The sequence below is a fragment of the Thermohalobaculum xanthum genome, from assembly GCF_016623495.1.
Classification (GTDB): domain Bacteria; phylum Pseudomonadota; class Alphaproteobacteria; order Rhodobacterales; family Rhodobacteraceae; genus Thermohalobaculum; species Thermohalobaculum xanthum.
This window is the reverse complement of record NZ_JAEHHL010000010.1, coordinates 1-26421: the sequence shown is the minus strand read 5'-3', so window position 1 is coordinate 26421 and position 26421 is coordinate 1. Positions and strand designations below refer to the sequence as shown.

Annotated in this window: 24 protein-coding genes; 14 read left to right on the top strand and 10 right to left on the bottom strand. The window is 70.2% G+C overall.

Annotation, left to right across the window (positions count from 1 at the left end):
• Window positions 1-27 precede the first annotated feature (27 nt).
• The 4 genes from H0I76_RS15970 to lpdA all read left to right on the top strand — a co-directional run bounded on the left by H0I76_RS15970 (window position 28) and on the right by lpdA (window position 6144).
• Window positions 28-2976, top strand: coding sequence for a 2-oxoglutarate dehydrogenase E1 component (locus H0I76_RS15970; protein ID WP_200612005.1), 2949 nt, complete (start codon window positions 28-30; stop codon window positions 2974-2976).
• Window positions 2977-2998: 22 nt separating this feature from the next.
• The gene (gene odhB, locus H0I76_RS15965; protein ID WP_200612002.1) at window positions 2999-4210 is read left to right on the top strand and encodes a 2-oxoglutarate dehydrogenase complex dihydrolipoyllysine-residue succinyltransferase; all 1212 of its coding nucleotides are present in this window, start codon (window positions 2999-3001) and stop codon (window positions 4208-4210) included.
• Window positions 4211-4230: 20 nt separating this feature from the next.
• Complete coding sequence (locus tag H0I76_RS15960; protein ID WP_200611998.1) at window positions 4231-4653, top strand: hypothetical protein; 423 nt, start codon at window positions 4231-4233, stop codon at window positions 4651-4653.
• A gap of 102 nt (window positions 4654-4755) precedes the next feature.
• Window positions 4756-6144, top strand: coding sequence for a dihydrolipoyl dehydrogenase (gene lpdA, locus H0I76_RS15955; protein WP_200611995.1), 1389 nt, complete (start codon window positions 4756-4758; stop codon window positions 6142-6144).
• Window positions 6145-6216: 72 nt separating this feature from the next.
• Here the strand turns inward: lpdA and mgtE are convergent, their stop codons facing one another.
• On the bottom strand, window positions 6217-7626 hold the full coding sequence (mgtE, locus tag H0I76_RS15950) for a magnesium transporter (protein WP_200611993.1): 1410 nt from the start codon (window positions 7624-7626) through the stop codon (window positions 6217-6219).
• A gap of 122 nt (window positions 7627-7748) precedes the next feature.
• Between mgtE and H0I76_RS15945 the strand changes: the two genes are divergently transcribed.
• The gene (locus H0I76_RS15945) at window positions 7749-8276 is read left to right on the top strand and encodes an NADPH-dependent FMN reductase (protein ID WP_200611983.1); all 528 of its coding nucleotides are present in this window, start codon (window positions 7749-7751) and stop codon (window positions 8274-8276) included.
• Between the two features lie 30 nt (window positions 8277-8306).
• Here the strand turns inward: H0I76_RS15945 and H0I76_RS15940 are convergent, their stop codons facing one another.
• The 6 genes from H0I76_RS15940 to fsa all read right to left on the bottom strand — a co-directional run bounded on the left by H0I76_RS15940 (window position 8307) and on the right by fsa (window position 15065).
• The gene (locus H0I76_RS15940; RefSeq protein WP_200611981.1) at window positions 8307-9401 is read right to left on the bottom strand and encodes a lipocalin-like domain-containing protein; all 1095 of its coding nucleotides are present in this window, start codon (window positions 9399-9401) and stop codon (window positions 8307-8309) included.
• Entirely contained in the window at window positions 9391-11931 is a 2541-nt protein-coding gene (locus tag H0I76_RS15935) for an ABC transporter permease (RefSeq protein ID WP_200611979.1), read from the bottom strand. The genes H0I76_RS15940 and H0I76_RS15935 overlap by 11 nt, the downstream gene beginning before the upstream one ends.
• Window positions 11928-12581, bottom strand: coding sequence for an ABC transporter ATP-binding protein (locus tag H0I76_RS15930; RefSeq protein WP_200611977.1), 654 nt, complete (start codon window positions 12579-12581; stop codon window positions 11928-11930). Before H0I76_RS15930 ends, H0I76_RS15935 begins: the two co-directional genes overlap by 4 nt.
• 86 nt (window positions 12582-12667) lie before the next feature.
• A complete protein-coding gene (locus H0I76_RS15925; RefSeq protein ID WP_200611974.1) occupies window positions 12668-13591 on the bottom strand; it encodes a tyrosine recombinase XerC in 924 nt (307 codons plus the stop codon).
• A 39-nt stretch (window positions 13592-13630) separates the two neighbouring features.
• Complete coding sequence (locus tag H0I76_RS15920) at window positions 13631-14395, bottom strand: DUF484 family protein (RefSeq protein ID WP_200611971.1); 765 nt, start codon at window positions 14393-14395, stop codon at window positions 13631-13633.
• A gap of 13 nt (window positions 14396-14408) precedes the next feature.
• The gene (fsa, locus tag H0I76_RS15915; RefSeq protein ID WP_200611969.1) at window positions 14409-15065 is read right to left on the bottom strand and encodes a fructose-6-phosphate aldolase; all 657 of its coding nucleotides are present in this window, start codon (window positions 15063-15065) and stop codon (window positions 14409-14411) included.
• 117 nt (window positions 15066-15182) lie between these two features.
• On the opposite strand from fsa, the gene H0I76_RS15910 reads away from it, so the two are divergent.
• The 9 genes from H0I76_RS15910 (at window position 15183) to H0I76_RS15870 (ending at window position 23953) form a co-directional block, all read left to right on the top strand.
• Window positions 15183-17414: a primosomal protein N' gene (locus tag H0I76_RS15910; protein WP_200611966.1), complete on the top strand. Its 2232-nt coding sequence runs from the start codon at window positions 15183-15185 to the stop codon at window positions 17412-17414.
• A gap of 80 nt (window positions 17415-17494) precedes the next feature.
• Window positions 17495-17974, top strand: a complete 480-nt coding sequence (locus H0I76_RS15905) for a DUF1203 domain-containing protein (protein WP_200611963.1) — start codon at window positions 17495-17497, stop codon at window positions 17972-17974.
• Between the two features lie 269 nt (window positions 17975-18243).
• Window positions 18244-18804 (top strand): F0F1 ATP synthase subunit delta, encoded by a 561-nt coding sequence (locus H0I76_RS15900; RefSeq protein WP_200611961.1) that lies wholly within the window; start codon window positions 18244-18246, stop codon window positions 18802-18804.
• A complete protein-coding gene (gene atpA / locus H0I76_RS15895) occupies window positions 18804-20342 on the top strand; it encodes a F0F1 ATP synthase subunit alpha (RefSeq protein WP_200611960.1) in 1539 nt (512 codons plus the stop codon). The genes H0I76_RS15900 and atpA overlap by 1 nt, the downstream gene beginning before the upstream one ends.
• Before the next feature lie 30 nt (window positions 20343-20372).
• The gene (locus H0I76_RS15890) at window positions 20373-21248 is read left to right on the top strand and encodes a F0F1 ATP synthase subunit gamma (RefSeq protein WP_200611958.1); all 876 of its coding nucleotides are present in this window, start codon (window positions 20373-20375) and stop codon (window positions 21246-21248) included.
• A 19-nt stretch (window positions 21249-21267) separates the two neighbouring features.
• On the top strand, window positions 21268-22689 hold the full coding sequence (gene atpD, locus H0I76_RS15885; RefSeq protein WP_200611956.1) for a F0F1 ATP synthase subunit beta: 1422 nt from the start codon (window positions 21268-21270) through the stop codon (window positions 22687-22689).
• A gap of 7 nt (window positions 22690-22696) precedes the next feature.
• Entirely contained in the window at window positions 22697-22891 is a 195-nt protein-coding gene (locus H0I76_RS15880; protein WP_200611954.1) for a glutathione S-transferase, read from the top strand.
• 4 nt (window positions 22892-22895) lie between these two features.
• A complete protein-coding gene (gene atpC / locus H0I76_RS15875; RefSeq protein WP_200611952.1) occupies window positions 22896-23294 on the top strand; it encodes an ATP synthase F1 subunit epsilon in 399 nt (132 codons plus the stop codon).
• A 170-nt stretch (window positions 23295-23464) separates the two neighbouring features.
• A complete protein-coding gene (locus H0I76_RS15870; protein WP_200611950.1) occupies window positions 23465-23953 on the top strand; it encodes a hypothetical protein in 489 nt (162 codons plus the stop codon).
• 57 nt (window positions 23954-24010) lie between these two features.
• On the opposite strand, the gene H0I76_RS15865 is transcribed toward H0I76_RS15870, so the two are convergent.
• The 3 genes from H0I76_RS15865 to H0I76_RS15855 all read right to left on the bottom strand — a co-directional run.
• Window positions 24011-24508, bottom strand: coding sequence for an RNA pyrophosphohydrolase (locus tag H0I76_RS15865; protein WP_200611947.1), 498 nt, complete (start codon window positions 24506-24508; stop codon window positions 24011-24013).
• Window positions 24509-24575: 67 nt separating this feature from the next.
• Entirely contained in the window at window positions 24576-25889 is a 1314-nt protein-coding gene (locus H0I76_RS15860; protein ID WP_200611944.1) for a S41 family peptidase, read from the bottom strand.
• Window positions 25890-25892: 3 nt separating this feature from the next.
• The coding region (locus tag H0I76_RS15855) for a murein hydrolase activator EnvC family protein (protein ID WP_200611941.1) at window positions 25893-26421 on the bottom strand (529 nt) is incomplete at its 5' end.

Sequence of the window (26421 nt, the reverse complement as noted above, 5' to 3'; positions counted from 1 at the left end):
TGAGAGGCCCTCCCGATTGGCGCGACCATGAACGATCAGAGCCCGAACCTTCAGTTTCACTCCTCGTCCTTCCTTCAGGGGCACAACGCCGAATACGTCGAACAGCTATACGCGCGCTATGTCGCCGACCCCGCGTCGGTGGATCCCAGCTGGGCGGCCTATTTCGACTCGCTGGGCGACGATCCCGGCGCCGTGACCGCCGAGGCCGAGGGCGCGCCGTGGGAGCGCGCCGACTGGCCGCCGACGGCGAATGGCGAGCTGGTGGCGGCGCTGGACGGCCAGTGGGACCAGGTCCCGGGCGCGGCCAAGCTGGCCAAGAAGATCGAGGCCAAGGCGGTGGCCAGCGGCGAGGCGATCGATTCCGCCCAGCTGCGCGCCGCGGTGCTCGATTCGATCCGCGCCATCATGTACATCCGCTCGTTCCGCTCGCGCGGCCATCTGGGCGCCGATCTCGACCCGCTGCGGCTGACCGGCCATGTCCAGCACCCCGAGTTCGATCCGCGCTTCTTCGGCTTCAAGGAGTCGGATCTCGACCGGCCGATCTTCATCGACAACGTGCTGGGCCTCGAATACGGCACCATGCGCGAGATCGAGTCGCTGCTGAAGCGCACCTACCAGGGCACCTTCGCGCTGCAGTTCATGCATCTGCAGGACCCCGAGCCCAAGTCGTGGCTGCAGCAGCGCATCGAGGGCTATGGCAAGGAAATCCAGTTCACCAAGCGGGGCCGCAAGGCGATCCTGAACAAGCTGGTCGAGGCCGAGGGCTTCGAGAAGTTCCTGCACGTCAAGTACACCGGCACCAAGCGCTTCGGCCTCGATGGCGGCGAGGCGCTGATCCCGGCGATGGAGCAGATCATCAAGCGCGGCGGCGCGCTCGGCGCCAAGGAGATCGTGATCGGCATGCCGCATCGCGGCCGCCTCTCGGTCCTGGCCAACGTGCTGGGCAAGCCCTATCGCGCGATCTTCAACGAGTTCCAGGGCGGCAGCTTCAAGCCGCAGGACGTCGACGGCTCGGGCGACGTGAAGTATCACCTCGGCGCGTCGTCGGACCGCGAGTTCGACGGCAACACCGTCCATCTCAGCCTGACCGCGAACCCCAGCCACCTCGAGGCCGTGAACCCGGTCGTGCTGGGCAAGGTGCGCGCCAAGCAGGAGCAGCTCGGCACCGACCGCGCCAGCGTGATCCCGGTGCTGCTGCACGGCGACGCGGCCTTCGCGGGCCAGGGTGTCGTCGCCGAATGCTTCGGCCTCTCGGGCCTCAAGGGGCATCGCACCGGCGGCACCATCCACATCGTGGTGAACAACCAGATCGGCTTTACCACGGCGCCGCACCACTCGCGCTCGTCGCCCTATCCGACCGACATCGCCAAGATGGTGGACTGTCCGATCTTCCATGTGAACGGCGACGACCCCGAGGCGGTGGTCCATGCCGCCAAGGTCGCGACCGAGTTCCGCCAGCTGTTCCAGCGCGACGTCGTGATCGACATCTTCTGCTACCGCCGTTTCGGCCACAACGAGGGGGATGAACCGATGTTCACCCAGCCCCTCATGTACAAGGCCATCAAGAAGCAGAAGACGACGCTGCAGCTCTATTCCGAGCGACTGGTCGCCGACGGGCTGATCGACGCCAACGAGGTCGAGGAGGCCAAGGCCCAGTTCCAGTCTTTCCTCAACGACGAGTTCGAGGCGGCGAAGGACTACAAGCCCAACAAGGCCGACTGGCTGGACGGGCGCTGGTCGGGCCTCGGCCGCTCGGGCGACGAATACCAGCGTGGCCAGACCGCCGTGCCGATCGAGCGCCTGCGCCGCGTCGGCGACGCGCTGAGCCGCCTGCCGTCGGACTTCAAGCCGCACCGCACGATCGAGCGCCTGCTCGAGGCCAAGCGGCAGATGATCGAGACCGGCGAGGGCATCGACTGGGCCACGGCCGAGGCGCTGGCCTTCGGCACCCTGCTGACCGAGGGCTACAAGGTCCGCCTGTCGGGGCAGGACTGCACCCGCGGCACCTTCAGCCAGCGCCATTCCGGCCTGGTCGACCAGGGGACCGAGGAGCGCTACTACCCGCTCAACCACATCGAGGAGGGCCAGGCCGAGTACGAAGTCATCGACTCGATGCTCTCGGAATACGCGGTGCTCGGCTACGAGTACGGCTTCAGCCTGGCCGAGCCGAAGGCGCTGGTCCTGTGGGAGGCGCAGTTCGGCGACTTCGCCAACGGTGCCCAGATCATGATCGACCAGTTCATCTCGTCGGGCGAGCGCAAGTGGCTGCGCATGTCGGGCCTGGTGATGCTGCTGCCGCATGGCTACGAGGGGCAGGGGCCCGAGCATTCCTCGGCCCGCCTCGAGCGCTTCCTGCAACTTTCGGCCGAGGACAACTGGATCGTCGCCAACTGCACGACGCCGGCGAACTACTTCCACATCCTGCGCCGCCAGCTGCACCGCAGCTTCCGCAAGCCGCTGATCCTGATGACGCCGAAGTCGTTGCTGCGCCACAAGCGCTGTGTCTCGAAGCTCGAGGAGATGGCCGACGGCTCGTCCTTCCACCGCGTCCTGTGGGACGACGCCGAGATGGGCAGCTCGGATCTCAAGCTTGCCAAGGACAGCAAGATCAAGCGCGTCGTGCTGTGCTCGGGCAAGGTCTACTACGACCTTCTGGAGGCGCGCGACGAGCGCGGGCTCGACGACGTCTACCTGATGCGCCTCGAGCAGTTCTATCCCTTCCCGGCGCTGAGCCTCACCCGCGAGCTTGCCCGCTTCAAGAACGCGGACGTGGTTTGGTGCCAGGAGGAGCCGAAGAACCAGGGCGCCTGGTTCTTCGTGGAGCCGAATATCGAGTGGGTGCTGACGCGAATCGGCGCCAAGGTCTCGCGCCCGATCTATGCGGGCCGCGCGGCCTCGGCCTCGCCCGCGACCGGCCTCGCGAGCCAGCACAAGGCCGAGCAGGAGGCGTTGGTGAACGCCGCGCTCACGCTCTGAACGGATCAAGGGGACAGACAGGATGACCATCGAAGTCAGGGTGCCGACGCTGGGCGAATCGGTGACCGAGGCAACCGTTGCCACCTGGTTCAAGCAGCCGGGCGAGGCGGTCGCGGCCGACGAGATGCTGTGCGAGCTCGAGACCGACAAGGTGACGGTCGAGGTCCCCTCGCCGTCGGCCGGCGTACTGGGCGAGCATGTCGCCAAGGAAGGCGAGACCGTCGGCGTCGATGCCCTGCTCGCCACCATCGAGGAAGGCGAGGGCGCTGCCGCGGCGCCGAAGGCCGCGCCCGCCAAGGAAGCCCCGGCCAAGACTGAAGCCGCGCCCGCGCCCGCCGGCGCCGGACGCGCCGACATCGAGGACGCGCCATCGGCAAAGAAGGCGATGGCCGAGGCCGGCCTCTCGCGCGACCAGGTCGAGGGCACTGGCCGCGACGGCCGGGTGATGAAGGAAGACGTGGCCCGTGCCGCGGCGGCCCCGCGCCCCGCCGCGGCGCCCGCGCCGGCCGCCCCGGCGGCCCCTGCGGGCGCGCCCGAGCGCGAGAAACGGGTGAAGATGACCCGCCTGCGCCAGACCATTGCGCGCCGGCTCAAGGAAGCCCAGAACACCGCCGCCATGCTGACCACCTACAACGAGGTGGACATGACCGGCGTCATGGAGATCCGCAAGGAATTCAAGGACATTTTCGAGAAGAAGCACGGCGTGAAGCTGGGCTTCATGTCCTTCTTCGTGAAGGCCTGCTGCCATGCGCTGAAGGAGATCCCGGCGGTAAACGCCGAGATCGACGGCGACGAGATCATCTACAAGAACTACGCCCATATCGGTGTCGCCGTCGGCACGCCGCAGGGGCTGGTGGTTCCGGTGGTGCGCGACGCCGACGCCATGAGCTTCGCCGACATCGAGAAGAAGATCGCCGAGTTCGGCGTGAAGGCCCGCGACGGCAAGCTGAGCATGGCCGAGATGCAGGGCGGCACCTTCACCATCTCGAATGGTGGCGTCTACGGCTCGCTGATGTCCTCGCCGATCCTGAATCCGCCGCAGTCGGGCATCCTCGGCATGCACAAGATCCAGGAGCGCGCGATGGTGATCGGCGGGCAGATCGTGGCGCGCCCGATGATGTACCTGGCGCTGAGCTACGATCACCGCATCATCGACGGCAAGGAGGCCGTGACCTTCCTCGTGCGCGTCAAGGAAAGCCTCGAGGATCCGCGCCGCCTGCTGATGGACCTCTGAGGCAGGGGAGGTGAACGCGGATGACGGGATGGGCAGATGCCGCACTCCGCATCCGCGACGCCGCGGTGCCGCGGCTGATGGCCGTTGTCGGCCCGCTGGGTGCGATCGGCGCGGTGGCGGCGCTGACGATGCGCCAGACGCTGGGCATGCCGCCCGAGATCGGCTACCTGGCCGCCGCCGTGATCGCCCTCTTGATCGGGATGCTGATGGTCTGGGCGCGCTGGCGGCTGCAGCGGGGCAGCAGCGCGGTGACCGAGATGGGCGCTCTGGCCATGTTGCACACGCTGGCCGGGGCGCTTGCACTGAGGGCGGTGCTGGGGCCCGCCGGCGCCACGGCCGAGGTGGCGGGCTTCGTGGCGGTCTACGCGCCGCTGATGGCCGTTCTGCTGGCCTGGTGCACGCGGGTGCCGATCGGCACGGCGCGCGGCCCGGGCAGGTCCTGAGGCGGGACGCGGCCAATCCGGGAATGACAGGGGCGCCGGGGCGCGCGCGCGACCGGCGCCGGCAGGGTCCGCAAGGGCGGACGGACAAGAGAGGGACACTCGATGGCCGAATATGATGTTGTGGTGATCGGCGGCGGGCCGGGGGGCTATGTCTGCGCGATCCGCGCGGCGCAGAACGGACTCAAGGTTGCCTGCGTCGAGGGGCGCGGCGCGTTGGGCGGCACCTGTCTCAACGTGGGCTGCATCCCGTCGAAGGCCATGCTCCACGCCTCCGAGATGCTGCACGAGGCTCAGGGCAACTTCCGCAAGATGGGCATCAAGACCTCGGGCGTCGAGATCGACGTGCCGCAGATGCTCAGCTACAAGCTGGAGGCGATCGACGCCAACACCAAGGGCATCGAGTTCCTCTTCAAGAAGAACAAGGTCGACTACGTGAAGGGCTGGGGCGAGATCGTCGCGCCCGGCCAGGTCAAGGTCGGCGACCAGGTCCTGAACACGAAGAACATCGTCATCGCCACGGGCTCGGAGCCCGCGTCGCTGCCCGGCGTCGAGATCGACGAGAAGCGGGTCGTCAGCTCGACCGGCGCGCTCGAGCTGACTTCGGTGCCGAAGAAGCTGGTCGTGATCGGCGCGGGCGTCATCGGGCTCGAGCTGGGCTCGGTCTGGGGCCGGCTGGGCGCCGAGGTCACGGTGATCGAGTTCCTCGACCAGATCACCCCGGGTCAGGACGGGGAAGTGGTCAAGAACTTCCAGCGCCTGCTGCAGAAGCAGGGCTTCAAGTTCGTGCTCGGCGCGGCGGTGCAGGGCGTCGAGAAGCTCAAGACCAAGCTCAAGGTGACCTACAAGCTGCGCAAGGACGACAGCGAGGCGACCGTCGACGCCGATGTCGTGCTGGTCGCGACCGGGCGCCGGCCCTACACGGCGGGGCTGGGCCTCGACCGGCTGGGCGTCGAGACGACCGAGCGCGGCCAGGTCAAGACCGATGGCCACTGGCGCACCAATGTCACCGGCGTCTACGCCATCGGCGACGTCATCGACGGGCCGATGCTGGCCCACAAGGCCGAGGACGAGGGCATGGCCGTGGCCGATGTGATCGCGGGCAAGCATGGCCACGTCAATTACGGCGTGATCCCGGGCGTGATCTACACCGCCCCCGAGGTCGCCAGCGTCGGCCAGACCGAGGAGGCCCTGAAGGCCGCCGGGCGCAAGTACAAGGTCGGCAAGTTCCCCTTCATGGCCAATGGCCGCGCCAAGGCGAATCTGGTGGCCGACGGCTTCGTCAAGATCCTCGCCGACGCCGAGACCGACCGCATCCTGGGTGCGCATATCATCGGCCCGGGCGCGGGGGACCTGATCCACGAGATCTGCGTCGCCATGGAGTTCGGCGCGGCAGCCGAGGACGTCGCGCTGACCTGCCATGCCCACCCGACCTATTCCGAGGCGGTGCGCGAGGCGGCTTTGGCCTGCGGGCAGGGCGCGATCCACGCCTGAGCAGAGCCCGGACCGGCAGAATCCAAGGGGCGCCCACCGGGTGCCCTTTCTCGTTCCGCGGTGCGGCCGGCGTCAGAGGTAGATGGCCTGCGCGAAGGCGAAGTAGACCATCACCCCGATGATGTCGTTCGAGGTCGTGATGACCACGCCCATGGCCGCGGCCGGGTCGATGCCGAGGCGGTCGAGCGCCAGCGGGATCGACGCGCCAAGCACCGCCGCCACCGTCGTCACGGTCAGGAGCGAGGCGCCGCAGGTCAGCGCCAGGCTCATCGGGTTCTCGATGGTGAACACGGTCGAGATCGCGATGATGCCGATCGCCGCGAGCACGGCGACACTGAGCCCGTTCAAGAGCGCGCCGCCCAGCTCGCGCCCGAGCCGCCCGAGAATGTCCCCGCTCCAGACATCGCCGCTGCTGAGCGCCTGAACCGTGACCGTCGAGGCCTGGATGCCGGCATTGCCCGCAATCGCCATCATGGCGGGAATGAAGCTTGCGAGGATCACGGCCTGGGCCAGCACGTCCTCGAACCCGGCCATTGCCGCACCCGCGCCCGCGGCGCCCACCAACCCCGCCAGCAGCCAGGGCAGGCGCCGGCGCATGATCTGTAGCGGCGTGTCATGGGCGGTCGAGTGGGGGTCGACGCCCGCCATCATCAGCATGTCTTCCTCGGCCTCGTCGCGGGCGATGGCGGCAAGCTCGCGCGGCGTGACGGTCCCGACCAGACGGCCCTCGGGGTCCTTGACGGCGATCACGCGCAGATTGCGCCGTTCGGCCAGCCGCAGCACCTCCTCCTGGTCGGTCTCGGCGTCGACGCTGACGAGGTCGAGCCGAAGCGCATCGCCCAGCCGCGTCTCGGGCGGCGTGAGCAGGAGATCGCGAACCCGCAGGTAGCCAAGCAGCCGGTATTCCTCGTCGACGACATAAAGCGCGTCGAGCCGGTCGATCTCGTCGCTGCGCTGGCGCAGGTGCTCGATGGCGTCGCCGATCGTGCGATCCTGGGGCATCGCGAGGAAGCCGCGCCGCATCGCCTCGCCGGCGCTGTCCTCGCGATACGAGAGATCGCGCCGCCAGCCTTCGGGGTCGTCGAGGCCGTCGATGATCTCGCCCGCCATCTTGCGCGGGAGGCTCGCGAGCATGCGCACCGCCTCGTCGCGCTTCATGCGGCATACCAGCTTCTTGAGCCGGCGCTGGGTCTCGCGCTCGAGCAGGATGCCGTGCGTTCGCGGGTCGAGCTCGGCAAGGACCGCGAGGCTGACGTCGTCGCCCAGCCAGCGAAACAGCCGGCGCGCCTTCTTGAGCCGAAGGTGCACGAGCAGCGCCAGGATGTCGGCGCCGCTCCAGCTTTCGAGTGCGGCGGCAACCCGGTCCCGCTCGTCTCGCGCGATCCAGCCCGAGATGGTCTCGGCGACGGCCGCGTTCCCGGCCCGGGCCGCCTCGGTATCCGCGTGCCGCCAGGCGAGGGCTTCGACGTTGGTGTCGGTCATTCCCGAATCTGCTCCGATCTGGCCAGCAAGGGGTTGAAGACATGCCACATCATCGTGACGCTGGCCCGACGGCGCATGGCGCCTACCTGTAGGGCCCGAGGAACAACGACGGAGGAGTGCGCGTGACACGGCTTTTGGGGATTTCCGGCGCGCTGCGCAAGGGCAGCACCAACACCATGCTGGTCAGGGAGGCCGCGCGGCTGTTCGCGCCGGACCATTTCGAGATGGCCGATCTTCGCCTTCCGCTCTACGACGCCGATCTCGAGGCCGAGGGCATGCCCGACGCGGTCATCAGGCTGTGCGACCAGATCCGCGCGGCGGATGCAATCGTGATCTCGACGCCGGAATACAACAAGGCGCCGCCGGGCGTTCTGAAGAACGCGCTCGACTGGGTCAGCCGCGTCCGCCCCATGGCAACCCAGGGCAAGCCGGTCGCGCCCATCTCGGCCGCGGCGGGCATGGCCGGAGGGCAGCGCGCGACCTCGGCGCTCTATCTCATGCTGATCCCCTTCGGCGTGCGGATGGTGACGGCGCCCGAGGTCTCGGTCGGCAACTCCTCGAAGAAGTTCGACGACGCGGGGCGGCTGACCGACGAGGCGGCCGAGAAGTTCCTGCGCCAGAAGATGGAGGCGCTGCGGGCCGCGATCTGACGTGGCGCAGGCGCGCGACGGTCGGGGCGGTCAGTAACCCGTCATCTCGAGATAGCCGCGGGCCGGATGCGTGCCCGTGGCGCGGACCGGCCCCTCCCAATAGGCGAAATCGGTCGCCATCCAGCTTTGCGGGTTGAGCGGCGCGGTCTCGATCTCGAGCCCGCGCGCGGGGATGGCGATGCGCCAGCGCACGGGCAGGCGGCGGCCCGCGACCTCGGCCTCGCCCAGCGCGTCGACCTCGACCGCGCCCGGGTCGAGTCGGGTCGAGCTACCGTCGGGCGCGATCCAGTTGCCGGTGACATAGGCGGGGCCGGTGTCGTGGCGCAGGCGGTAGACCATCAGTTTCTCGTCCCCCGGCAGGTGCAGCGAGAACCAGTCCCAGCCGGACTGGTCGGCGTCGAGCGGCTGGCTCGACCATTCGCGGTCCATCCATGCCCGTCCCGTCACCGCGCGCCGCTGGCCGCCGGGCGCGATCCAGCCCGAAACCTCGAAGAAGGGCTGGCTGTAGTAATGCGAGGCCTGGCCGCGCTCGGATTTCACGCTGTAGCCGTCGATGCCCTGCAGGGCGACGCCCCTCTCGGTGGTCAGGGCGAGATCGTAGGCGAAGTCCCCGCCCCGCGCGGCCATGCGCAACGGGCCCAGCGCGCTTGCAGGTGCGCCGCTCGCGGGGGCGGCCGTCTCGACAAGCTGCCAGTCGTCGATGAAGGCGTGCAGCGGGTCGGCGGTGACGCCGGCCTGCCCGACGCCGGCGCGGGCATAAAGCTGGTGGTGGTGGTGGCTCTCGGCAGTGGTGAGGCCCGCATGCGCCATCCACAGCTGCCGCGCCTGCCAGCCGCTTCCGCCCTCGCCCGGCGGGGCGAGCGAGATGCGAAACAGCGTCCACTGCACGCCGGCCTCGGCCCCCTCCGTGCCCGTCAGCACGGCGGTCACGTACCACCACTCGATGCGGAAATCAGGGTGCGGACCGTGATCGGCGGGAAAGACGAGGCGGGTCGAGGGCAGCACCGGGGCGAAGCCGCCCGCCTCGGCGCCAAGGCCCGCGAAGCCCTGCGCTGCCGCGCGCAGCGGCGCGAGCGCCGCGCAGGCGGCCAGCGCCTTCAGGACATGGCGGCGCTCAGCGTTCATCGGCGAAGATCCGCAGGAGCCGCGCGGGCGGCGTGCGCGCAAGGCGCAGCACCGGTGCCAGGGCTGCGAGGAAGGCGGCTGCCAGCGCCAGTGCCGCCAGCGCCGCCCATTCACCGGGGAAGAGATGCAGCGGCAGCCGCCAGCCGAAGGCCGCGACATTGACCACCGCGACCAGAATCCAGGCGACCGCGATGCCCAGCGGGATGGCGGCCAGTGCCGTCATCGCCGCCAGCGCCAGCATCCGCGCGATCTCGATCAGCGCGAGCCGCCGCCGCGTGAGCCCCAGCGCCCAGAGCGGCGCGAGCTGCGGCAGGCGCTGCGTGGCGAGCGTCATCAGCGAGGTCAGCAGCGCCGCCGCCGCGACCCCGAGCGTGAGCGTGTTGAGCGCCGCGGTGACCGTGAAGGTGCGCTCGAAGATCGCGGTCGACTCGCGCTTGAGTGCCGCCTGGTCGATCATGTTGGCCGGGTCCATGCCGGTCCCCTCGGCCAGCGCCGCGAGCAGCGCGGGCACCGCGTCAGGGTCCGCCCGGACGGCGGTCGAGGCCAGCGCCGCGCCCGGCCAGCGGCGTTCGAGCTCGGCCACCGCGACCCGCAGCTGGCCCTTGGGGTTGCCGTAATCGGGGTAGACGCCCGCGACCGTCAGCCGCCAGTCGCCGCCGGGCGTCGGCACGGTGAGCGGGTCGCCCGGCGCGAGCCCCGTGCGCCTCGCTAGTTGCTCGCTCACCAGCGCCGCCGTGCCCGCGGCGACCCGGTCCCAGCCATCCTGCAGGATCGCCATCATCGGCCAGTTCTGCCGGTAGGTCGGGTGCGGCGTGAAGCCCTGGAGCTCGACCGGCCAGCCGGCGATGCGCGTCTCCTCGGCGCGGCTTGGCAGCACCGCGCCGACCTCGGGCCGCGCCGCGAGCCAGTCGTGCATCCGCTGCCGCTCGGCCTCCGACCCGGGCCGCAGGTAGACCTCGGCCGCCAGCCTGCCATCGAGCCAGCCGGTGAAGGTCTCGCGGAAGCTGCCGACCATCGTGCCCACGCCGATATTCACCCCGAGCGCGAGCAGGAGCGCCATCAGGGCGAGGGACAAGGCCGGAAGTTGCTGGCGCGTGTCCGCCCAGAACCACTGCATGACCGGGCCCCGAGACAACGATTCGGCCACGATCAGCGCCCGGCCGGCGACCGCGGGCAGCGCCAGCGCCGCGCCCAGCAGCAGGCAGCCCATCGCGGCGAAGGCGGTCTCGAGTTGCGCGGCCCAAGCCGCGAGCGCGCCGGCGAGCGCCAGCAGCCCCGCCGCTGCCACCCCCAGCATCGCGATGCGCCGCCGGCTCACCGCCTCCCAGGCGCGAGGCGCGGCGCTTTCCAGCACCGGCAGGCGGTGGACCCGCAGGAGCCCGGCGCCGGCGGCCGCCAGCGCGCCCGCGAGGCTGATCCCGAGCCCCGAGAGCCACCAGCCGGGCCCGAGCGCCAGCACCGACGACACCTCGGCGCCGTAGAGGCCACGCAGGGTCGCGGCCACGTCGGGCAGCAGGGCCTGAGCGATCAGCCAGCCCGCCGCCACCCCGGCCAGTCCGGCCGCGGCTGCCAGCACCATCAGCTCGGCCAGCAGCGCGCCGGTGAGCCCCAGCGCCGAGACCCCGCAAGCCCGCAGGGTCCGGAACATCGCCAGCCGCTGCTCGAGCGCGAGCCCGATCGCCGAGTGCACGATGAAGAGGCCGACGAGGAAGGCGAGGAAGCCGAAGGCCGTAAGGTTGAGATGGAAGCTCGCCGTGAGCCGCTCCATGTCGTCGTCGCCGGTCGGTGCGACGCGGCGCAGCGCGACATCGGTGACCTCGGCCAGCGGCGCGCCCTCTCCCGGGCCGAGAAGGAAGCGCGAAACCTTGCCCTCACGCCCCAGCAGGACCTGCGCGAAGCCGATATCGGTGGCGATCAGGCCCGGCGCGATCTGGTCCGAGCGAAGGAGCGGGGGAAGGGCGCGCCCCTCGGTGGTCGCGATCCTGTCGCCCTCGGCGGCGCCGAGCCGCGCCATCGTCTCGGGCGCGATCAGAGTCCGCCCGGCCGGCAGCACGAAGTTCGTGAACGCCTCGCCCTCGCCGCCGCCATCCGCCCCGCCGCCGCCAAGCGCCGAGAGCCCCGAGCCCGCGGGCAGGCTGAGGGGCTCGAACCCGACCAGGCGGAAGGGCTCGCCGGCGATGCGCACCCGGCCCTCGATCACCGGCGACACCGGCCATCCGGCGCGGCGCAGCACGCCGAACAGAGACTGGTCGAGATCGCCGCCCTCGCTCGCCACCAGCGCCGGCACGCCGGCTCCCTGGAAGGCTCGCGCCGCGCGGTCGTAGGAGGCGCGGGCCTGCTCGTTCAGGGCCTCGACCCCCGACCACAGCGCGGTGGCCACCACGAGCCCGAGCACCAGCGTCGCAAGCTGCCCCGGGCTGCGGCGCCAGTGCGACAGCAGGACGAGGAGCACCCAGAGCCCGCCTCCGGCCCTTATGCCGCCAGCGGGCGCGTCCGCTGGCACGGGGCTGGGCGGGGCGGGCGCGGTCATGCGATGTGCCCGCCGGTGAGGTGGAGCCGGCGGTCGAGCATCCCTGCAAGATGCGTTGAATGGGTGACCATCAGACAGGCCGCGCCGCTCTCACGCACGAGGTCGCGGATCACCCGCACCACCTCCTCCGAGGTGGCCTCGTCGAGATTGCCGGTCGGCTCGTCGGCCAGGATCAGCGGCGGCCGGGCGGCCAGCGCGCGACCGATGGCGACGCGTTGCTGCTGCCCCCCCGAGATCTGGTCGGGATAGCGGTCGAGCAGCGCGGCGATGCCCAGCCGGTCGGCCAGCATCGCCTCCCATTGCGGGTCGTGCCGCCGCGCGATGCGGGCCTGGAATGCGAGGTTCGCACCGACGCGCAGGCTGGGGATCAGGTTGAACTGCTGGAAGACAAGCCCGACATGCTCGCGCCGCAGCCGCGCCCGGCCGCGGTCGTCGAGGCCGCGGAGAGGCGTGCCGCCGATCGTGATCTCGCCGTCATCGGCCGCGTCGAGGCCGGCGATCAGGTGCAGCAGGGTGCTCTTGCCCGATCCCGATTCGCCTGTCAGCGCGACGCATTCGCCCGCAGCGACGTCGAGATCGGCGCCGCGCAGAACTTCGAGCCGGCCCTGCGGCGTGGGGTACGACTTGACGAGGGATGTGACGCTCAGCATCCGGTCTTTCCGCTCCTGCCCTGCCGGAAGATAAGCCGCCCCCGCGCCGCGCCAAGGCGCCTTGCTCCAACCGATGCGCCGTTCCCTCAGCCCCGCGCCTTCGGATGGGCGCGTTCGTAGACCTCCATCAGGCGGATCTCGTCGACGCCGGTATAGACCTGGGTGGTCGAGAGCGAGGCGTGGCCGAGCAGTTCCTGCACGGCGCGCAGATCGCCGCCGGCCGCCAGCAACTGCGTGGCGAAGGCGTGGCGCAGGGCATGCGGCGTGGCCGAGGCCGGCAGGCCCAGCGCCATGCGCGCCGTTGCCATCGCGCCCTGCAGCAGGCGCGGGTTGAGCGGCCCGCCGCGCGCGCCCAGGAACAGCGCATCGTCGCGCCCCGGCGCATGCGGGCAGAGCGCCCGATAGTGCTCGACCGCCTTGCGCGCGACGGGCAGCACCGGCACCTCGCGCTCCTTGCCGCCCTTGCCGGTGACGCGGATCACCTCGCCCAGCGGCGCGTCCTTCTGCCTGAGCCCCAGTGCCTCGGAGATCCTGAGGCCCGAGCCCCAGATCAGCGTGAGCGCGGCCTGGTCGCGGGCGGCGATCCAGGGCTCGGCATGGGCCGAGACGACCTCGATGAGGGCGCGCGCATCCTTGGCCGCGACCGGCCGGGGCAGGGGCCGCGCGCCTTTCGGCGTGCGCAGCGTCAGCAGCGCCGGACAGTCGACGCCCTCGGCCGCCTCGAGCCATCGGTAGAAGCTGCGTACCGCGGCGAGCTTGCGCCCCAGGGTGCGCGCGCCCACCCCGCGGTCACGCTCGGCCGCCATCCAGGCGCGGAAATCCGCGACGCCGAGCCCTCCGAGCGCGGTCTTGCCCATGCCGCCGCCGGTATGGGCCCCCATGAAGCCGAGGAAATCGCGCAGGTCGCGCCCATAGGCCTCGATCGTCTTCGGGCTTGCGCGGCGCACCGCCGAGAGCTGCGCGAGCCAGCGGGTCAGCAGGTCGGCGGCGCCGTCCGACATCTCTGTCATCGGCACCGCCTCGGGCGCTGGCCGGGCGCGCGCATTGTCTCAGACGTCCGGATCGATTCGCGCCAGGTGCTGGAGCGCGAGGCGGGCGACCACGCCCGCGAAGAATTCGAGCAGGTCGGTCCCCTGCTCGGGGGTGAAGCGGTCGGGATCGGTCGACCCCAGCGCCAGCAGGCCCGCCGCGCCCCCGAGGTCGAGCTTGAGCAGCGCCTCCGAGGACACGCGCTCGAAGCCGAACAGCAGATCGGACTCCTCGCCCGAGGGCCGCAGCACGATGCGCCCGGCCCGCGCGTCGGGATGAAGCGCGAGGTAGGTCTCGACCATGCCGACCGGAAGGGCCAGCACCCGCTCGCCCAGGTCGCGCGCGACGCCCTCGGCCGGGCGGATATCCTCGACATCGGCCTCGAGGCACAGCCGCACCGCGTCGATCGACACCATGCGCGGCACATCCTGCGTCAGGCGCCGCAGGAAGTCGTCGAGATCGTCGGCATCCAGAAGCTGCAGCACCGCGCGATGGACCTGCTGGGTCGAGGCGACGTTCTCGTAGGCCGCCGCGATCACCGAACGGTTGGCGTGCACCAGCTTCGAGAGCCGCTGCTCGAGCCGCTCGACCAGCTTGTCGCGCAGGTCGACGACGTTGCGGTCGAGCGTCCCGGTCGCCCGGATCAGCGCGCGCATCACCTGGTCGTCCGAGAGCACGAGCTCGGGATCGGCGAGGATCAGCGAGCGGATCAGGTCGCGCTCTTCCGAGTCGAGCTCGACGCCGCCCTTCTTTGCCTGGTCCGCCGAGGGGTCCTGAAGCTTCATGTCCACACGCCCGTCACGACAGAATCGACTGGCCGGTCTTGGCCCAGTCTGCCAGAAAGGCCGCGAGCCCCTTGTCGGTCAGCGGATGGTCCGCCAGCTTCCTGAGCACGGCGGGCGGGATGGTGGCCACGTCGGCGCCGATCTTGGCGGCCTCGGCGACATGGTTCGCCGTGCGGATCGAGGCGGCGAGGATCTGGGTCTTGAAGTCGTAGTTGTCGTAGATCTGCCGGATGTCCGCGATCAGCTCCATGCCGTCGAGATTGATGTCGTCCAGCCGCCCCAGGAAGGGCGAGATGAAGGTGGCCCCCGCCTTGGCCGCAAGAAGCGCCTGATTGGCCGAGAAGCAGAGCGTCACGTTGACCATGTGCCCGTCATCCGAGAGCGTCTTGCACGCCCGCAGCCCGTCCCAGGTCAGCGGCACCTTCACGGCGATGTTCGGCGCCAGCTTGGCGAGGAAGCGGCCCTCCTCGATCATCGCCGCCGCCTCGGTCGCGGTGACCTCGGCCGAGACGGGGCCGGGCACGATGTCGCAGATCTCGCGCGTGACCTCGAGGATGTTGCGGCCCGACTTGGCGATCAGCGAGGGATTCGTGGTCACGCCGTCGACCATGCCGGTCGCGGCCAGATCGCGGATCTCGTCGATCTCGGCCGTATCGATAAAGAATTTCATATGGGTTCGTCCTCTGCGGTCCCGGGCTCGTGCCTGCGATGGGGGGGGCCCTCTGCGGGGCGTTGTCGAGCGGCAATCTATCCGAAGGCCGGGGGGCGGTCCAACCCCCGTTTCGGGATGTGCCGGCGCTATCAGCCGGGTGCGCCCGGAGTGAGCGGCGCGGCGCGATTCTGGCCGGGCGCGCGCGTGGGCGTGGCGCTTCCGATGCCGTTCCCGGGCCCGCTCGACTACCTGGTGCCCGAGGGGATGGCGCTGGCCTGCGGCGACTTCGTCTCGGTCGAGCTTGGCCGGCGCCAAGTCGTCGGCGTGGTCTGGGGTCCGGGCGCGGGCGATGTCGCAGCCGAGCGGCTCAAGCCGGTGGCCGCGCGGCTCGACACCCCGCCCCTGCGGGCGGGGCTGAGGCGCTTCATCGACCGCGCCGCCGAGTACACGATGACGCCGCTGGGCATGATGCTGCGCCTCGCGACCCGGGTGCCCGACCTCGGCCAGCCGCCGCGCATGCGCGTGCTGCTGCGCCCGACCGGCGCCCGGCCCGACCGCATGACGCCGGCGCGGGCGCGCGTGCTCGATGCGGCGGCCGAGCATGGCGGGGCAGGGCTCGCCCCGGTCGAACTCGCGCGGCTCGCAGGGGTCTCGGCGGGGGTGGTCAAGGGGCTCGAGGCGGCCGGCTGCCTGGCGCCGCACGCGGTTCCGGCCGACCCGCCGTTTCCGCCGCTGTTCGGCCAGCCGCCCGGCGGGCATCTGTCGCAGGCGCAGGCCGAGGCGGCCGGGCTATTGCGCGAGGCGGTGGCTGCGGGCGGATTCTCGGCCACGCTGCTGCGCGGGGTCACGGGCTCGGGCAAGACCGAGGTCTATCTCGAGGCCGCCGCCGAATGCATCGCCCGCGGCCGGCAGGCGCTGGTGCTGCTGCCCGAGGTGGCGCTGACGCCGGGCTTCCTGGCCCGGGTCGAGGCGCGCTTCGGAGCCCGCCCGGCCGAGTGGCACCATGGCGTCACCGGGACCGAGCGGCGCCGGGTCTGGAACGCCGCCGCCTCGGGCGAGGCGCGGCTGGTGGTGGGCGCGCGCTCGGCGCTGTTCCTGCCCTTCGAGGACCTCGGCCTGATCGTGATCGACGAGGAGCACGAGGCCTCGTTCAAGCAGGAGGACGTGGTGCTCTACCACGCCCGCGACATGGCGGTGCTGCGCGCCTCGGTCGAGGGAGGGGCGGTGGTGCTCGCCTCGGCCACGCCCTCGCTCGAGAGCTGGGCCAATGCCGAAGCCGGCAAGTACCGCCGCATCGAGCTGCCCGACCGTTTCGGCCGTGCCGTCCTGCCGGCGATCGAGACGGTCGACCTGCGCAGCGAGGCGCCGGGCCGCGACCGCTGGATCACCGCGCGGCTGGCCGAGGCGACGCAGGGACGAATCGCTGCGGGCGAGCAGGCGCTCTTCTTCCTCAACCGGCGCGGCTATGCGCCCCTCACGCTGTGCCGCGCCTGCGGCCACCGCTTCGGCTGCCCGCACTGCGATGCCTGGATGGTGGCGCATCGCTTCCGGGCCGAGCTGATGTGCCACCAGTGCGGCCATACCGCCCCGCTGCCGAGCGCCTGCCCCGGCTGCGGCCGCGACGACCGGCTGGCCGCCTGCGGCCCGGGCGTCGAGCGGCTGGCCGAGGAGGCGGCCGAGTTGTTCCCCGGGGCGCGGATCGAAGTGCTCTCGTCCGACCTGATCGCCGGTCCCGAGGCGGTGAAGGCGCGTCTCGCCGCGATCGCCGCGGGGGAGGCCGACATCGTGATCGGCACCCAGATGGTGGCCAAGGGTCACAACTTCCCGCTCCTGACGCTCGTGGGCGTGATCGACGCGGATATGGGGCTCCTGGGCGGCGACCTGCGCGCCGCCGAGCGCACCTTCCAGATGCTGCACCAGGTGGCGGGCCGAGCCGGGCGGGCCGAGCGGCCGGGCCGCGCGCTGATCCAGACCGCGAGCCCCGATCACCCGGTGATGCGCGCGATCGTGTCGGGCGATGCCGAGGCCTTCTGGCGCGGCCAGGCCGAGTTGCGCAACCTCTCGGGCATGCCGCCCTATGGCCGGCTGGCCGGTGTGATCGTGTCGGGCGAGGACGAGGCGCGGGTGGCCGAGACCGCTCGCGCCCTGGGCCGCGCCGCGCCGCTGATCGAGCGCGCGGGGGCCGAGCTCTACGGCCCCGCACCCGCCCCGATCGCGCGGGTGCGGGGCCGGGTGCGGATGCGGCTCTTGATCAAGGCCCCGAAAGGCCTTCCCCTCCAGGAGGCGATCCGCGGCTGGCTCGCGGCGGTCAAGGTGCCGGCGGCGGTGCGCGTGGTGGTCGACATCGACCCGCAAAGCTTTCTCTGAGCCGCGAGCGCAAGATCCGGGTGGGTTTGCGCCGCGTCGCGCGGCAGGCTGGGCACCTCAATCGTTGCGCGGAGCCCATGATGCCCGAAATCCGTTTCACCCCGATCCCCACGCCGCAGGCGCGCGCCCTCCAGGCCGGCGGTCTTGACGCCCATGGCCAGCCGCCCCAGCGCGCGGTCTCGGACGGCATGGGCAACCCCTGCCGGCACTGCCTGAAGATGATTCCCCAGAGCGCGGCGATGCTCGTCCTCGCGCATTCGCCCTTCGGCGCGCGCCAGCCCTATGCCGAGACCGGGCCCGTCTTTCTCTGTGCCGATCCCTGTCCGCCCTGGCAGGGCGCGGACGTGCCGCCGGTCCTGCGCTCGAGCCCCGACTACATGCTGCGCGGCTATGATGCGTCCGAGCGGATCGTCTACGGCACCGGCGCCGTGGTGCCGGTCGCCGAACTCGCCGCGGCGGCCGGACGGCTGCTTTCCGAGCCGGGAATCGCCTTCGTGCACATACGCTCGGCACGCAACGGCTGTTTCCAGTGCCGCGTCGACCGCGCGGCACCCGCTTGACGGCCGGGGGCTGTCCGGCTGCGGGCTGCGTGCCCCCGGGTCACGCTGCGACGATGTGCCCGTCGGGCGCTGCGCCCGTGCCCCCTTCACAAAGATCCGAATCCCCTGAATAACCCGCGCAGCCCGGCACGGCACGATGTTGCATGCGCACTACCCCTGTGCTAGCTGACGGGCGCACCTCCGGGGGCCGGTTCCGGCGCTTCCCGGCGTGTTGAAGGATTTGTCCGGCGCGCAGCCCGCGCGACCGGGCGCAACCGGGAAGGCAGACCGTGTCGGAAACATCCTCCCTTTCCGCCAGCATCGCCGGTCGCTATGCGACCGCGCTGTTCGAGCTGGCGCAGGAGAGCGGGGCACTCGAGACGGCCGAGGCGGACATCGCGCGGCTGGCCGAGGCGCTCGAAGCGAGCGAGGACCTGCGCTCGCTGATCGCAAGCCCGATCTACTCCCGCGACGCCCAGAGCCGCGCCATGGCCGCGGTCGGCAAGGCGCTGGACCTGTCGGAGCTTACCGGAAACCTGATCGGGTTGATGGCGGCCAAGCGGCGCCTGTTCGTGCTGCCGCAGCTGATCTCGACCTTCCGCGCGCTGATGGCCGAGTATCGCGGCGAGATCACCGCCGAGGTGACCGCCGCGCGGGCCCTGTCGGACGCGCAACTCGCGAGCCTGTCCGAGACCCTCAAGGGGGCGACCGGCCGCGAGGTCAAGCTGAATGTCAAGGTCGATGAGGATCTCATCGGCGGTCTTATCGTGAAGGTGGGCTCGAGGATGATCGACACGTCGATCCGCTCGCGGCTCGCGTCCCTCCAGAATGTCATGAAAGAGGTCGGGTGATGGGCATCCAGGCAGCTGAGATCTCTGCTATCCTCAAGGAGCAGATCAAGAACTTCGGCCAGGAGGCGCAGGTCTCCGAGATCGGCCGCGTCCTCTCGGTGGGTGATGGCATCGCCCGCGTCTACGGCCTCGACCAGGTCAAGGCCGGCGAGATGGTCGAGTTCCCGGGCGGCATCCGCGGCATGGCGCTTAACCTCGAGACCGACAATGTCGGCGTCGTGATCTTCGGCACCGACCAGGACATCAAGGAAGGCGACACGGTCAAGCGCACCGGCGCGATCGTGGACGTGCCTGCCGGCAAGGGCCTGCTCGGCCGCGTGGTCGACGGACTCGGCAACCCGATCGACGGCAAGGGCCCGATCGAGGCGGCCGAGCGCCGCATCGCCGACGTCAAGGCGCCCGGCATCATCCCCCGCAAGTCGGTGCACGAGCCGATGGCGACCGGCCTGAAGTCGGTCGACAGCCTCGTGCCGATCGGCCGCGGCCAGCGCGAGCTGATCATCGGCGACCGCCAGACCGGCAAGACCGCGGTGGCGCTCGACGCCATCCTCAACCAGAAGAGCTACAACGAGGCCGCCGGCGGCGATGAGTCGAAGAAGCTCTACTGTGTCTACGTCGCGGTCGGCCAGAAGCGCTCGACCGTCGCCCAGCTGGTGAAGAAGCTCGAGGAGACGGGCGCGATCGAGTACTCGATCGTCGTCGCGGCCACGGCCTCCGAGCCCGCGCCGATGCAGTATCTCGCGCCCTACTCGGCCTGCGCGATGGCCGAGTATTTCCGCGACAACGGCATGCACGCGCTGATCATCTATGATGACCTGTCGAAGCAGGCCGTCGCCTATCGCCAGATGTCGCTCCTGCTGCGCCGTCCGCCGGGACGCGAGGCCTATCCGGGCGACGTCTTCTACCTGCACTCGCGCCTGCTCGAGCGCGCGGCCAAGCTCAACGAGGACAACGGCGCCGGCTCGCTGACCGCGCTGCCCGTGATCGAGACCCAGGCGGGCGACGTGTCGGCCTACATCCCGACCAACGTGATCTCGATCACCGACGGCCAGATCTTCCTCGAGACCGAGCTCTTCTACCAGGGCATCCGTCCGGCCATCAACGTGGGCCTCTCGGTGAGCCGCGTGGGCTCGGCGGCGCAGACCAAGGCGATGAAGTCGGTCGCGGGCTCGATCAAGCTCGAACTGGCGCAGTACCGCGAGATGGCGGCCTTCGCGCAGTTTGGCTCGGACCTCGACGCCGCGACCCAAAAGCTGCTGAACCGCGGCGCGCGCCTGACCGAGCTCCTCAAGCAGTCGCAGTATTCGCCGCTGACGAACGCCGAGCAGGTCTGCGTGATCTTCTCGGGCACCCAGGGCTATCTCGATGACCTCAAGGTCGCCGAGGTCGGCCGGTTCGAGAAGGCGCTGCTGACCGAGCTTCGCGACAACCACCGCGCCCTGCTCGACGACATCCGCGACAACGACCGCAAGGTCGAGGGCGACCTGGCCGACAAGATCAAGGCCGTCATCGAAAGCGTGAAGAAGACCTTCGCGTAATCCCCGCGCGGCTGGAGGAGACTTGGGCAGATGCCGAGCCTCAAGGACCTGAAGAACCGGATCAACTCGGTCAAATCGACCCGGAAGATCACCAAGGCGATGCAGATGGTCGCCGCCGCCAAGCTGCGTCGTGCGCAGGAGGCGGCGGAAGCCGCGCGTCCCTTCGCCGAGCGGATGGACGCGGTGCTGGCCAATCTCGCCCGTGCCTCGAAGGACAGCCCGACCGCGCCCCGGCTCCTGGCCGGGACCGGCAAGGACGATGTGCACCTGCTGATCGTCGCCACCGCCGAGCGCGGCCTGTGCGGCGGCTTCAACAGCCAGATCGTCAAGCGCGCGCGCCAGGACATCGAGCGCCTGCGCGCCGAGGGCAAGACGGTCAAGATCCTGACCGTCGGCAAGAAGGGGCGCGAGCAGCTCAAGCGCGGCTATGCCGACCTCTTCGTCGGCCATGTCGACTTCTCCGAGGTCAAGCGCATCGCCTATGCCAATGCCCAGTCGGTCGCGCAGGACGTGCTCCACCGCTTCGACGCGGGCGAGTTCGACGTCGCGACGGTCTACTTCAACCGCTTCCAGTCGGTGATCACACAGGTCCCGACCGCGCAGCAGGTGATCCCGGCGACCTTCGACGAGAGCGAGGCCGCCGAGGCCGGCACCGGCTATGAATACGAACCCGATGAGGATGCAATCCTCGCGGACCTTCTGCCTCGCAACCTCGCGGTGCAGATCTTCCGCGCGCTCCTCGAGAACGCGGCCTCCGAGCAGGGCGCCCGCATGTCCGCCATGGACAACGCGACGCGCAACGCCGGCGAGATGATCGACAAGCTGACGATCGTCTACAACCGCTCGCGCCAGGCCGCGATCACCAAGGAACTGATCGAGATCATCTCGGGCGCCGAGGCGCTCTGACGACCACGGGAGACGACGAATGGCTCAGGCTGTTGGCAAGGTAACGCAGGTGATCGGCGCCGTCGTCGACGTTCAGTTCGACGAACACCTGCCCGCAATCCTCAACGCGCTGGAAACGGACAACAACGGCAACCGCCTCGTGCTCGAGGTGGCCCAGCATCTCGGCGAGAACACGGTGCGCACCATCGCGATGGACGCGACCGAGGGCCTCGTCCGCGGCCAGCAGGTGAAGGACACCGGCGCGCCGATCGCGGTGCCGGTGGGCAACGCCACGCTCGGGCGCATCCTCAACGTCATCGGCCAGCCGGTGGACGAGAAGGGCCCGGTCGACGCGACCGAGACCCGCACCATCCACCAGCCCGCTCCCGAGTTCGTCGCCCAGTCGACCGAATCGGAAATCCTGGTCACCGGCATCAAGGTCGTCGACCTGCTCGCGCCCTACTCGAAGGGCGGCAAGATCGGCCTGTTCGGCGGCGCCGGCGTGGGCAAGACCGTGCTCATCATGGAGCTGATCAACAACATCGCGAAGGTGCACTCGGGCTTCTCGGTCTTCGCCGGCGTCGGCGAGCGCACCCGCGAGGGCAACGACCTCTACCACGAGATGATCGAGTCGGGCGTCATCAAGCCCGACAATCTTGGCGAGAGCCAGGTGGCGCTGGTCTACGGCCAGATGAACGAGCCGCCGGGAGCCCGCGCGCGCGTCGCGCTGACCGGCCTGACGCTGGCCGAGCAGTTCCGCGACCAGTCGGGCACGGATGTGCTGTTCTTCGTCGACAACATCTTCCGCTTCACCCAGGCGGGCTCCGAGGTGTCGGCGCTTCTGGGCCGCATCCCCTCGGCCGTGGGCTACCAGCCGACGCTCGCGACCGACATGGGCGCGCTGCAGGAGCGGATCACCTCGACCAAGGCCGGCTCGATCACCTCGGTGCAGGCGATCTACGTGCCTGCGGACGACCTTACCGACCCCGCGCCGGCCACCTCGTTCGCCCACCTCGACGCGACGACGGTGCTTTCGCGCCAGATCGCCGAGCTCGGCATCTACCCGGCGGTCGACCCGCTCGACTCGACCTCGCGCATCCTCGACCCGGCGATCGTCGGCGAGGAGCACTACCAGGTCGCGCGCGACGTACAGGGCATCCTGCAGCGCTACAAGGCGCTCCAGGACATCATCGCCATCCTCGGCATGGACGAGCTCTCGGAAGAGGACAAGCTGACCGTGGCGCGGGCACGCAAGATCCAGCGCTTCCTCAGCCAGCCCTTCGACGTGGCCCAGGTCTTCACCGGCTTCCCGGGCGTGCAGGTGCCGCTCGAGAAGACGATCGACAGCTTCAAGCGTGTCGTCGCCGGCGAGTTCGACCATCTGCCGGAAGCGGCCTTCTACATGGTGGGCGACATCGACGAGGTCGTGGCCAAGGCCGAGAAGATGGCCGCCGCGGCCTGATGACGACATGACCGGCAAGCCCGACATCGCGGACTGTGTCAACGAGACCTGTCCGTGGTCGGGCAAGCCGGTTTCTCCCGACGCCCTGGCCCTCTATCGCGGGCGGGTCGTCGGCTTCTGCAACCCGGGCTGCCGGAACAAGTTCGAGACCGCGGTCGCGCAGTTCGACGCGCTGATCGGGACCCCGGCGGGAAGCGAGTGACCAGATGGCAGACACGATCAAATTCGAGCTGGTGAGCCCCGAGCGCAAGCTTGCATCGGCCGACGCCGAGTCGGTCACGGTTCCCGGCATGGCCGGCGACATGACCGCGATGCCGAACCACGCGCCCTTCCTCACCACGCTGCGTCCCGGTTTCGTGACGGTGCGCGGCGCCGCGGGCGAGCAGACCTATTTTGTGACCGGCGGCTTCGCCGAGATCTCGCCCGAGACCGTCTCGGTCCTGGCCGAGGAGGCCGTCGAGGGCGCCGAGGTGACCCGCGCCTGGCTCGACGAGAAGATCGAGGCCTTCACCGCGATCGCGGCCGAGGCGCCGGCCGAGCGCGCCCAGGCCGAGGCGCTCAAGCTCAACGACATCAAGGCTGTGGCCGAGCGCATCTCGGGCTGACGCCGGCAAGACATACGTGGGACAGTTATGCGGCGCGCCGGGGGCTTCCCGGCGCGCCGCCTTTCGTTTTCGGGCCCGCCGCGCCGCATTCCGCGCGCAGAGCGGTTGCGCCGCCACGCGATCCCCATAACATGACGTGACCGGAGTTTGCGCATGCGGGGGGCCAATCGGTGACGCGATATCTGAAGATCGGGGCGGCTGTGCTGGCGGCAGCCATGCTGGCAGGCTGCACAACCTCGGACCTGACACCCGAGGAAGACCGCATCGTCCAGAGCGCCGACGTGGTCAGCCGGGGCACGCCGCCGCTTACCGCCGCCGAGATCAGCATCTATCTCACGGACTCGACGCTGAGCCATGTCGGCGAGAAACGGCTGTGGCATGTCTATATCGGGCCGGATGGCGGGCTCTACGGCCTCGCCAAGTCCCAGGACGGCGCGACCGAGCGCAATCGCGGCCAGTGGAGCGTTCGCGACAACGGCACGGGGGGCGGCCTGCTCTGCCGTCAGTGGGAGCGGGACTGGGGCAGCGGCATGATGGGCTGCGCCACCGTCTATCGCTTCGGCAACGAGTATGTCTTCATCCCCGAGGGCGTGGTGGAAAAGCCCGAGGACGGCATTCGCCGGACCCGCTCGCCGGGCGATAGCCAGCGCGTGATCTGATCCCGGGCATCGAATGGTCGACGGGCGTCGCGCGCGGCGCGGCGCAGACGTGCGGCGTCAGCGCAAGAGGTCGGCGAATTCCTCGAACACCGCCGCGTAGGTGTCGCGCTTGAACGGCACGATCTTGTGCACCAGCTCGTCCGGCGCCATCCAGGCCCAGCGGTTGAACTCGGGTTCCTCGGTCTCGATGTCGATCTCGCGCTCGTCGCCCTCGAAGCGCAAGGCGAACCAGCGCTGGGTCTGGCCGCGGAACCGCCCGTCCCAGAGCTTGCCCACCAGGTGCACGGGCAGGTCATAGGGCAGCCAGTGCGCGCTCTCGCGCAGGATGCGCACGCTGTCGGCGGCGATGCCCGTCTCCTCGCGCAACTCGCGCAGCGCGGCCTCGCGCGGGCTCTCGCCCTTGTCGATCCCGCCCTGCGGCATCTGCCAGGCGTCGTAGGTCGAATCGATCCGTTGCCCGGCGAAGATCCGCCCTTCGGGGTTGAGGATCACCAGCCCGACGCAGGGACGGTAGGGCAGGCTGGCGGGATCGGCCGAGCGCTTGTGCTTTGCCATCACGGCGACCTGCGAAACCGCGTCCCCGGCATTGCACCGGGGACGGGCGTGATGGCCGGGCGCGGCCTCAATTCCGGCCGCCCTCGTAGATCGCGAGCCCGTTCAGCAGGTCGATCGCATAGGCCAGCTGGAAGTCGTCGGCCCGCAGCTTGGCGGTCGCCTCGTGCCGGCTCCGCTCTTCTTCAAGCAGCTTGCGCTCGTCCTCGGACAGCTCGTTCGACAGGCTGCCGCGCAGCTCGGCCTCCGAGCGCAGCGGACGGGAGGACTGCTCGTCGGCCGCGATCTTGCGCTCCTCGACCAGGATGTCGGGCTCGATGCCCAGCGCCTGGATCGACCGCCCCGACGGGGTGTAGTAGCGCGCCGTGGTCAGCTTCACCGCGCCCTTGTCGCCCAGCCGCATGATCGTCTGGACCGATCCCTTGCCGAAGCTCTTGGCGCCGACGATGATCGCGCGGCGCTGGTCCTGCAGCGCGCCCGCGACGATCTCGGACGCCGAGGCCGACCCCTCGTTGATCAGCACCACGATCGGCTTGCCGCCGGTCACGTCGCCCGGCTGGGCGTTGACGCGCTCGGCCTGGTCGAGGTCGCGGCCGCGGGTCGAGACGATCTCGCCCTCGTCGAGGAAGGCGTCCGACACCTCGATGGCCTGGGTCAGCAGGCCGCCGGGATTGTTGCGCAGGTCGATGACGTAGCCGGTGATCTTGTCGGCCCCGATCTCCTCCTGCAGCTCGGCGATGCTCTCACGCAGGTTGTCGCTGGTTTGCTCGTTGAAGGTGGTGATGCGGATCACCCCGATATCGCCCTCGGCGCGCGCGCGCACCGCGCGGATGCGAATGGTGTCGCGCACGATGGTGACGTCGAAGGGCTCCTCGGCGCCCTCGCGCCCGATGGTGATCGTGATCTCCGAGCCCACGGGCCCGCGCATCTTGTCGACCGCGTCCGAAAGGGTGAGCCCGAGCACCGACTCGCCGTCGATATGGGTGATGAAGTCGCCCGCCTCGATGCCGGCGCGCGCCGCCGGTGTTTCGTCGATGGGCGCCACGACCTTGACGAAGCCGTTCTCCATCGTGACCTCGATGCCCAGCCCGCCGAACTCGCCGCGCGTCTGTTCGCGCATATCCTCGAAGTTCGCGGGCGGAAGGTAGGTCGAATGCGGGTCGAGCGACGCCAGCATGCCGTTGATCGCGGCCTCGACCAGCTTCTTCTCGTCGACATCCTCGACATACGAGCTGCGCACCCGCTGGAAGATGTCGCCGAAGAGGTCGAGATATTCATAGGTCGTGCGCGCGCTGTTCTCCTGCGCGTGGGTAAGGGACACGTAGTGCGGCACGGAGATGCCGAGCGCCACGCCCGCCGCCAGGGCCAAAAGGGTCTTGCGCATAAACTAAGGGCCTCGCTTGTCGCCATTGCCGAACCACGGGGTCGGGTCGACGGGGTCGCCGTCGAGCCTCACCTCGATATAGAGCTTCCGGTCTAGGATCTCACCATCCTTGCCGGATGCTTCAAGTAAAAATTCCTCGCTTGCCGGCAGAAGCCCCCCCAGATCGCCCACCGGCTCGCCCGCCAGCACCGTGTCGCCGGGCGCGCGGGTCACCCGCCCGAGCCCTGCCATGACGATCAGCCAGCGCGGCCCGGGCTCGAGGATCGCGACCTGCCCGTAATCGGCCAGCGGGCCGGCATAGCGCACGGTCGCGTCTACCGGCGCGCGCACCTCGGCCCAGGCCGGGGCGCTGAAGGTCAGCCCGCTGCCGCGCCGTCCCCAGGGATCGGGCGAGCCATAGCCGCCGACCACGCGGCCCGCGACCGGCAGCGGCAGCGGTGTGGGCTCGCCGGCGAAGGGCGCGGCCTGCTTCGGGGCGTCGGCGGCCGGCGCGGGGTCGGTCGCGCCCGAAGCCGCCAGCGTCGCCGCCAGC

What these genes read in the sequence shown, in the direction of transcription:
- H0I76_RS15970 (WP_200612005.1), top strand. Translation starts at nt 28, where the DNA reads ATGAACGATCAGAGCCCGAACCTTCAGTTTCACTCCTCGTCCTTCCTT.
- odhB (WP_200612002.1), top strand. Translation starts at nt 2,999, where the DNA reads ATGACCATCGAAGTCAGGGTGCCGACGCTGGGCGAATCGGTGACCGAG.
- H0I76_RS15960 (WP_200611998.1), top strand. Translation starts at nt 4,231, where the DNA reads ATGACGGGATGGGCAGATGCCGCACTCCGCATCCGCGACGCCGCGGTG.
- lpdA (WP_200611995.1), top strand. Translation starts at nt 4,756, where the DNA reads ATGGCCGAATATGATGTTGTGGTGATCGGCGGCGGGCCGGGGGGCTAT.
- mgtE (WP_200611993.1), bottom strand. Translation starts at nt 7,626, where the DNA reads ATGACCGACACCAACGTCGAAGCCCTCGCCTGGCGGCACGCGGATACC.
- H0I76_RS15940 (WP_200611981.1), bottom strand. Translation starts at nt 9,401, where the DNA reads ATGAACGCTGAGCGCCGCCATGTCCTGAAGGCGCTGGCCGCCTGCGCG.
- H0I76_RS15935 (WP_200611979.1), bottom strand. Translation starts at nt 11,931, where the DNA reads ATGACCGCGCCCGCCCCGCCCAGCCCCGTGCCAGCGGACGCGCCCGCT.
- H0I76_RS15930 (WP_200611977.1), bottom strand. Translation starts at nt 12,581, where the DNA reads ATGCTGAGCGTCACATCCCTCGTCAAGTCGTACCCCACGCCGCAGGGC.
- H0I76_RS15925 (WP_200611974.1), bottom strand. Translation starts at nt 13,591, where the DNA reads ATGACAGAGATGTCGGACGGCGCCGCCGACCTGCTGACCCGCTGGCTC.
- H0I76_RS15920 (WP_200611971.1), bottom strand. Translation starts at nt 14,395, where the DNA reads ATGAAGCTTCAGGACCCCTCGGCGGACCAGGCAAAGAAGGGCGGCGTC.
- fsa (WP_200611969.1), bottom strand. Translation starts at nt 15,065, where the DNA reads ATGAAATTCTTTATCGATACGGCCGAGATCGACGAGATCCGCGATCTG.
- H0I76_RS15910 (WP_200611966.1), top strand. Translation starts at nt 15,183, where the DNA reads ATGTGCCGGCGCTATCAGCCGGGTGCGCCCGGAGTGAGCGGCGCGGCG.
- H0I76_RS15905 (WP_200611963.1), top strand. Translation starts at nt 17,495, where the DNA reads ATGCCCGAAATCCGTTTCACCCCGATCCCCACGCCGCAGGCGCGCGCC.
- atpA (WP_200611960.1), top strand. Translation starts at nt 18,804, where the DNA reads ATGGGCATCCAGGCAGCTGAGATCTCTGCTATCCTCAAGGAGCAGATC.
- H0I76_RS15890 (WP_200611958.1), top strand. Translation starts at nt 20,373, where the DNA reads ATGCCGAGCCTCAAGGACCTGAAGAACCGGATCAACTCGGTCAAATCG.
- atpD (WP_200611956.1), top strand. Translation starts at nt 21,268, where the DNA reads ATGGCTCAGGCTGTTGGCAAGGTAACGCAGGTGATCGGCGCCGTCGTC.
- H0I76_RS15880 (WP_200611954.1), top strand. Translation starts at nt 22,697, where the DNA reads ATGACCGGCAAGCCCGACATCGCGGACTGTGTCAACGAGACCTGTCCG.
- atpC (WP_200611952.1), top strand. Translation starts at nt 22,896, where the DNA reads ATGGCAGACACGATCAAATTCGAGCTGGTGAGCCCCGAGCGCAAGCTT.
- H0I76_RS15865 (WP_200611947.1), bottom strand. Translation starts at nt 24,508, where the DNA reads ATGGCAAAGCACAAGCGCTCGGCCGATCCCGCCAGCCTGCCCTACCGT.
- H0I76_RS15860 (WP_200611944.1), bottom strand. Translation starts at nt 25,889, where the DNA reads ATGCGCAAGACCCTTTTGGCCCTGGCGGCGGGCGTGGCGCTCGGCATC.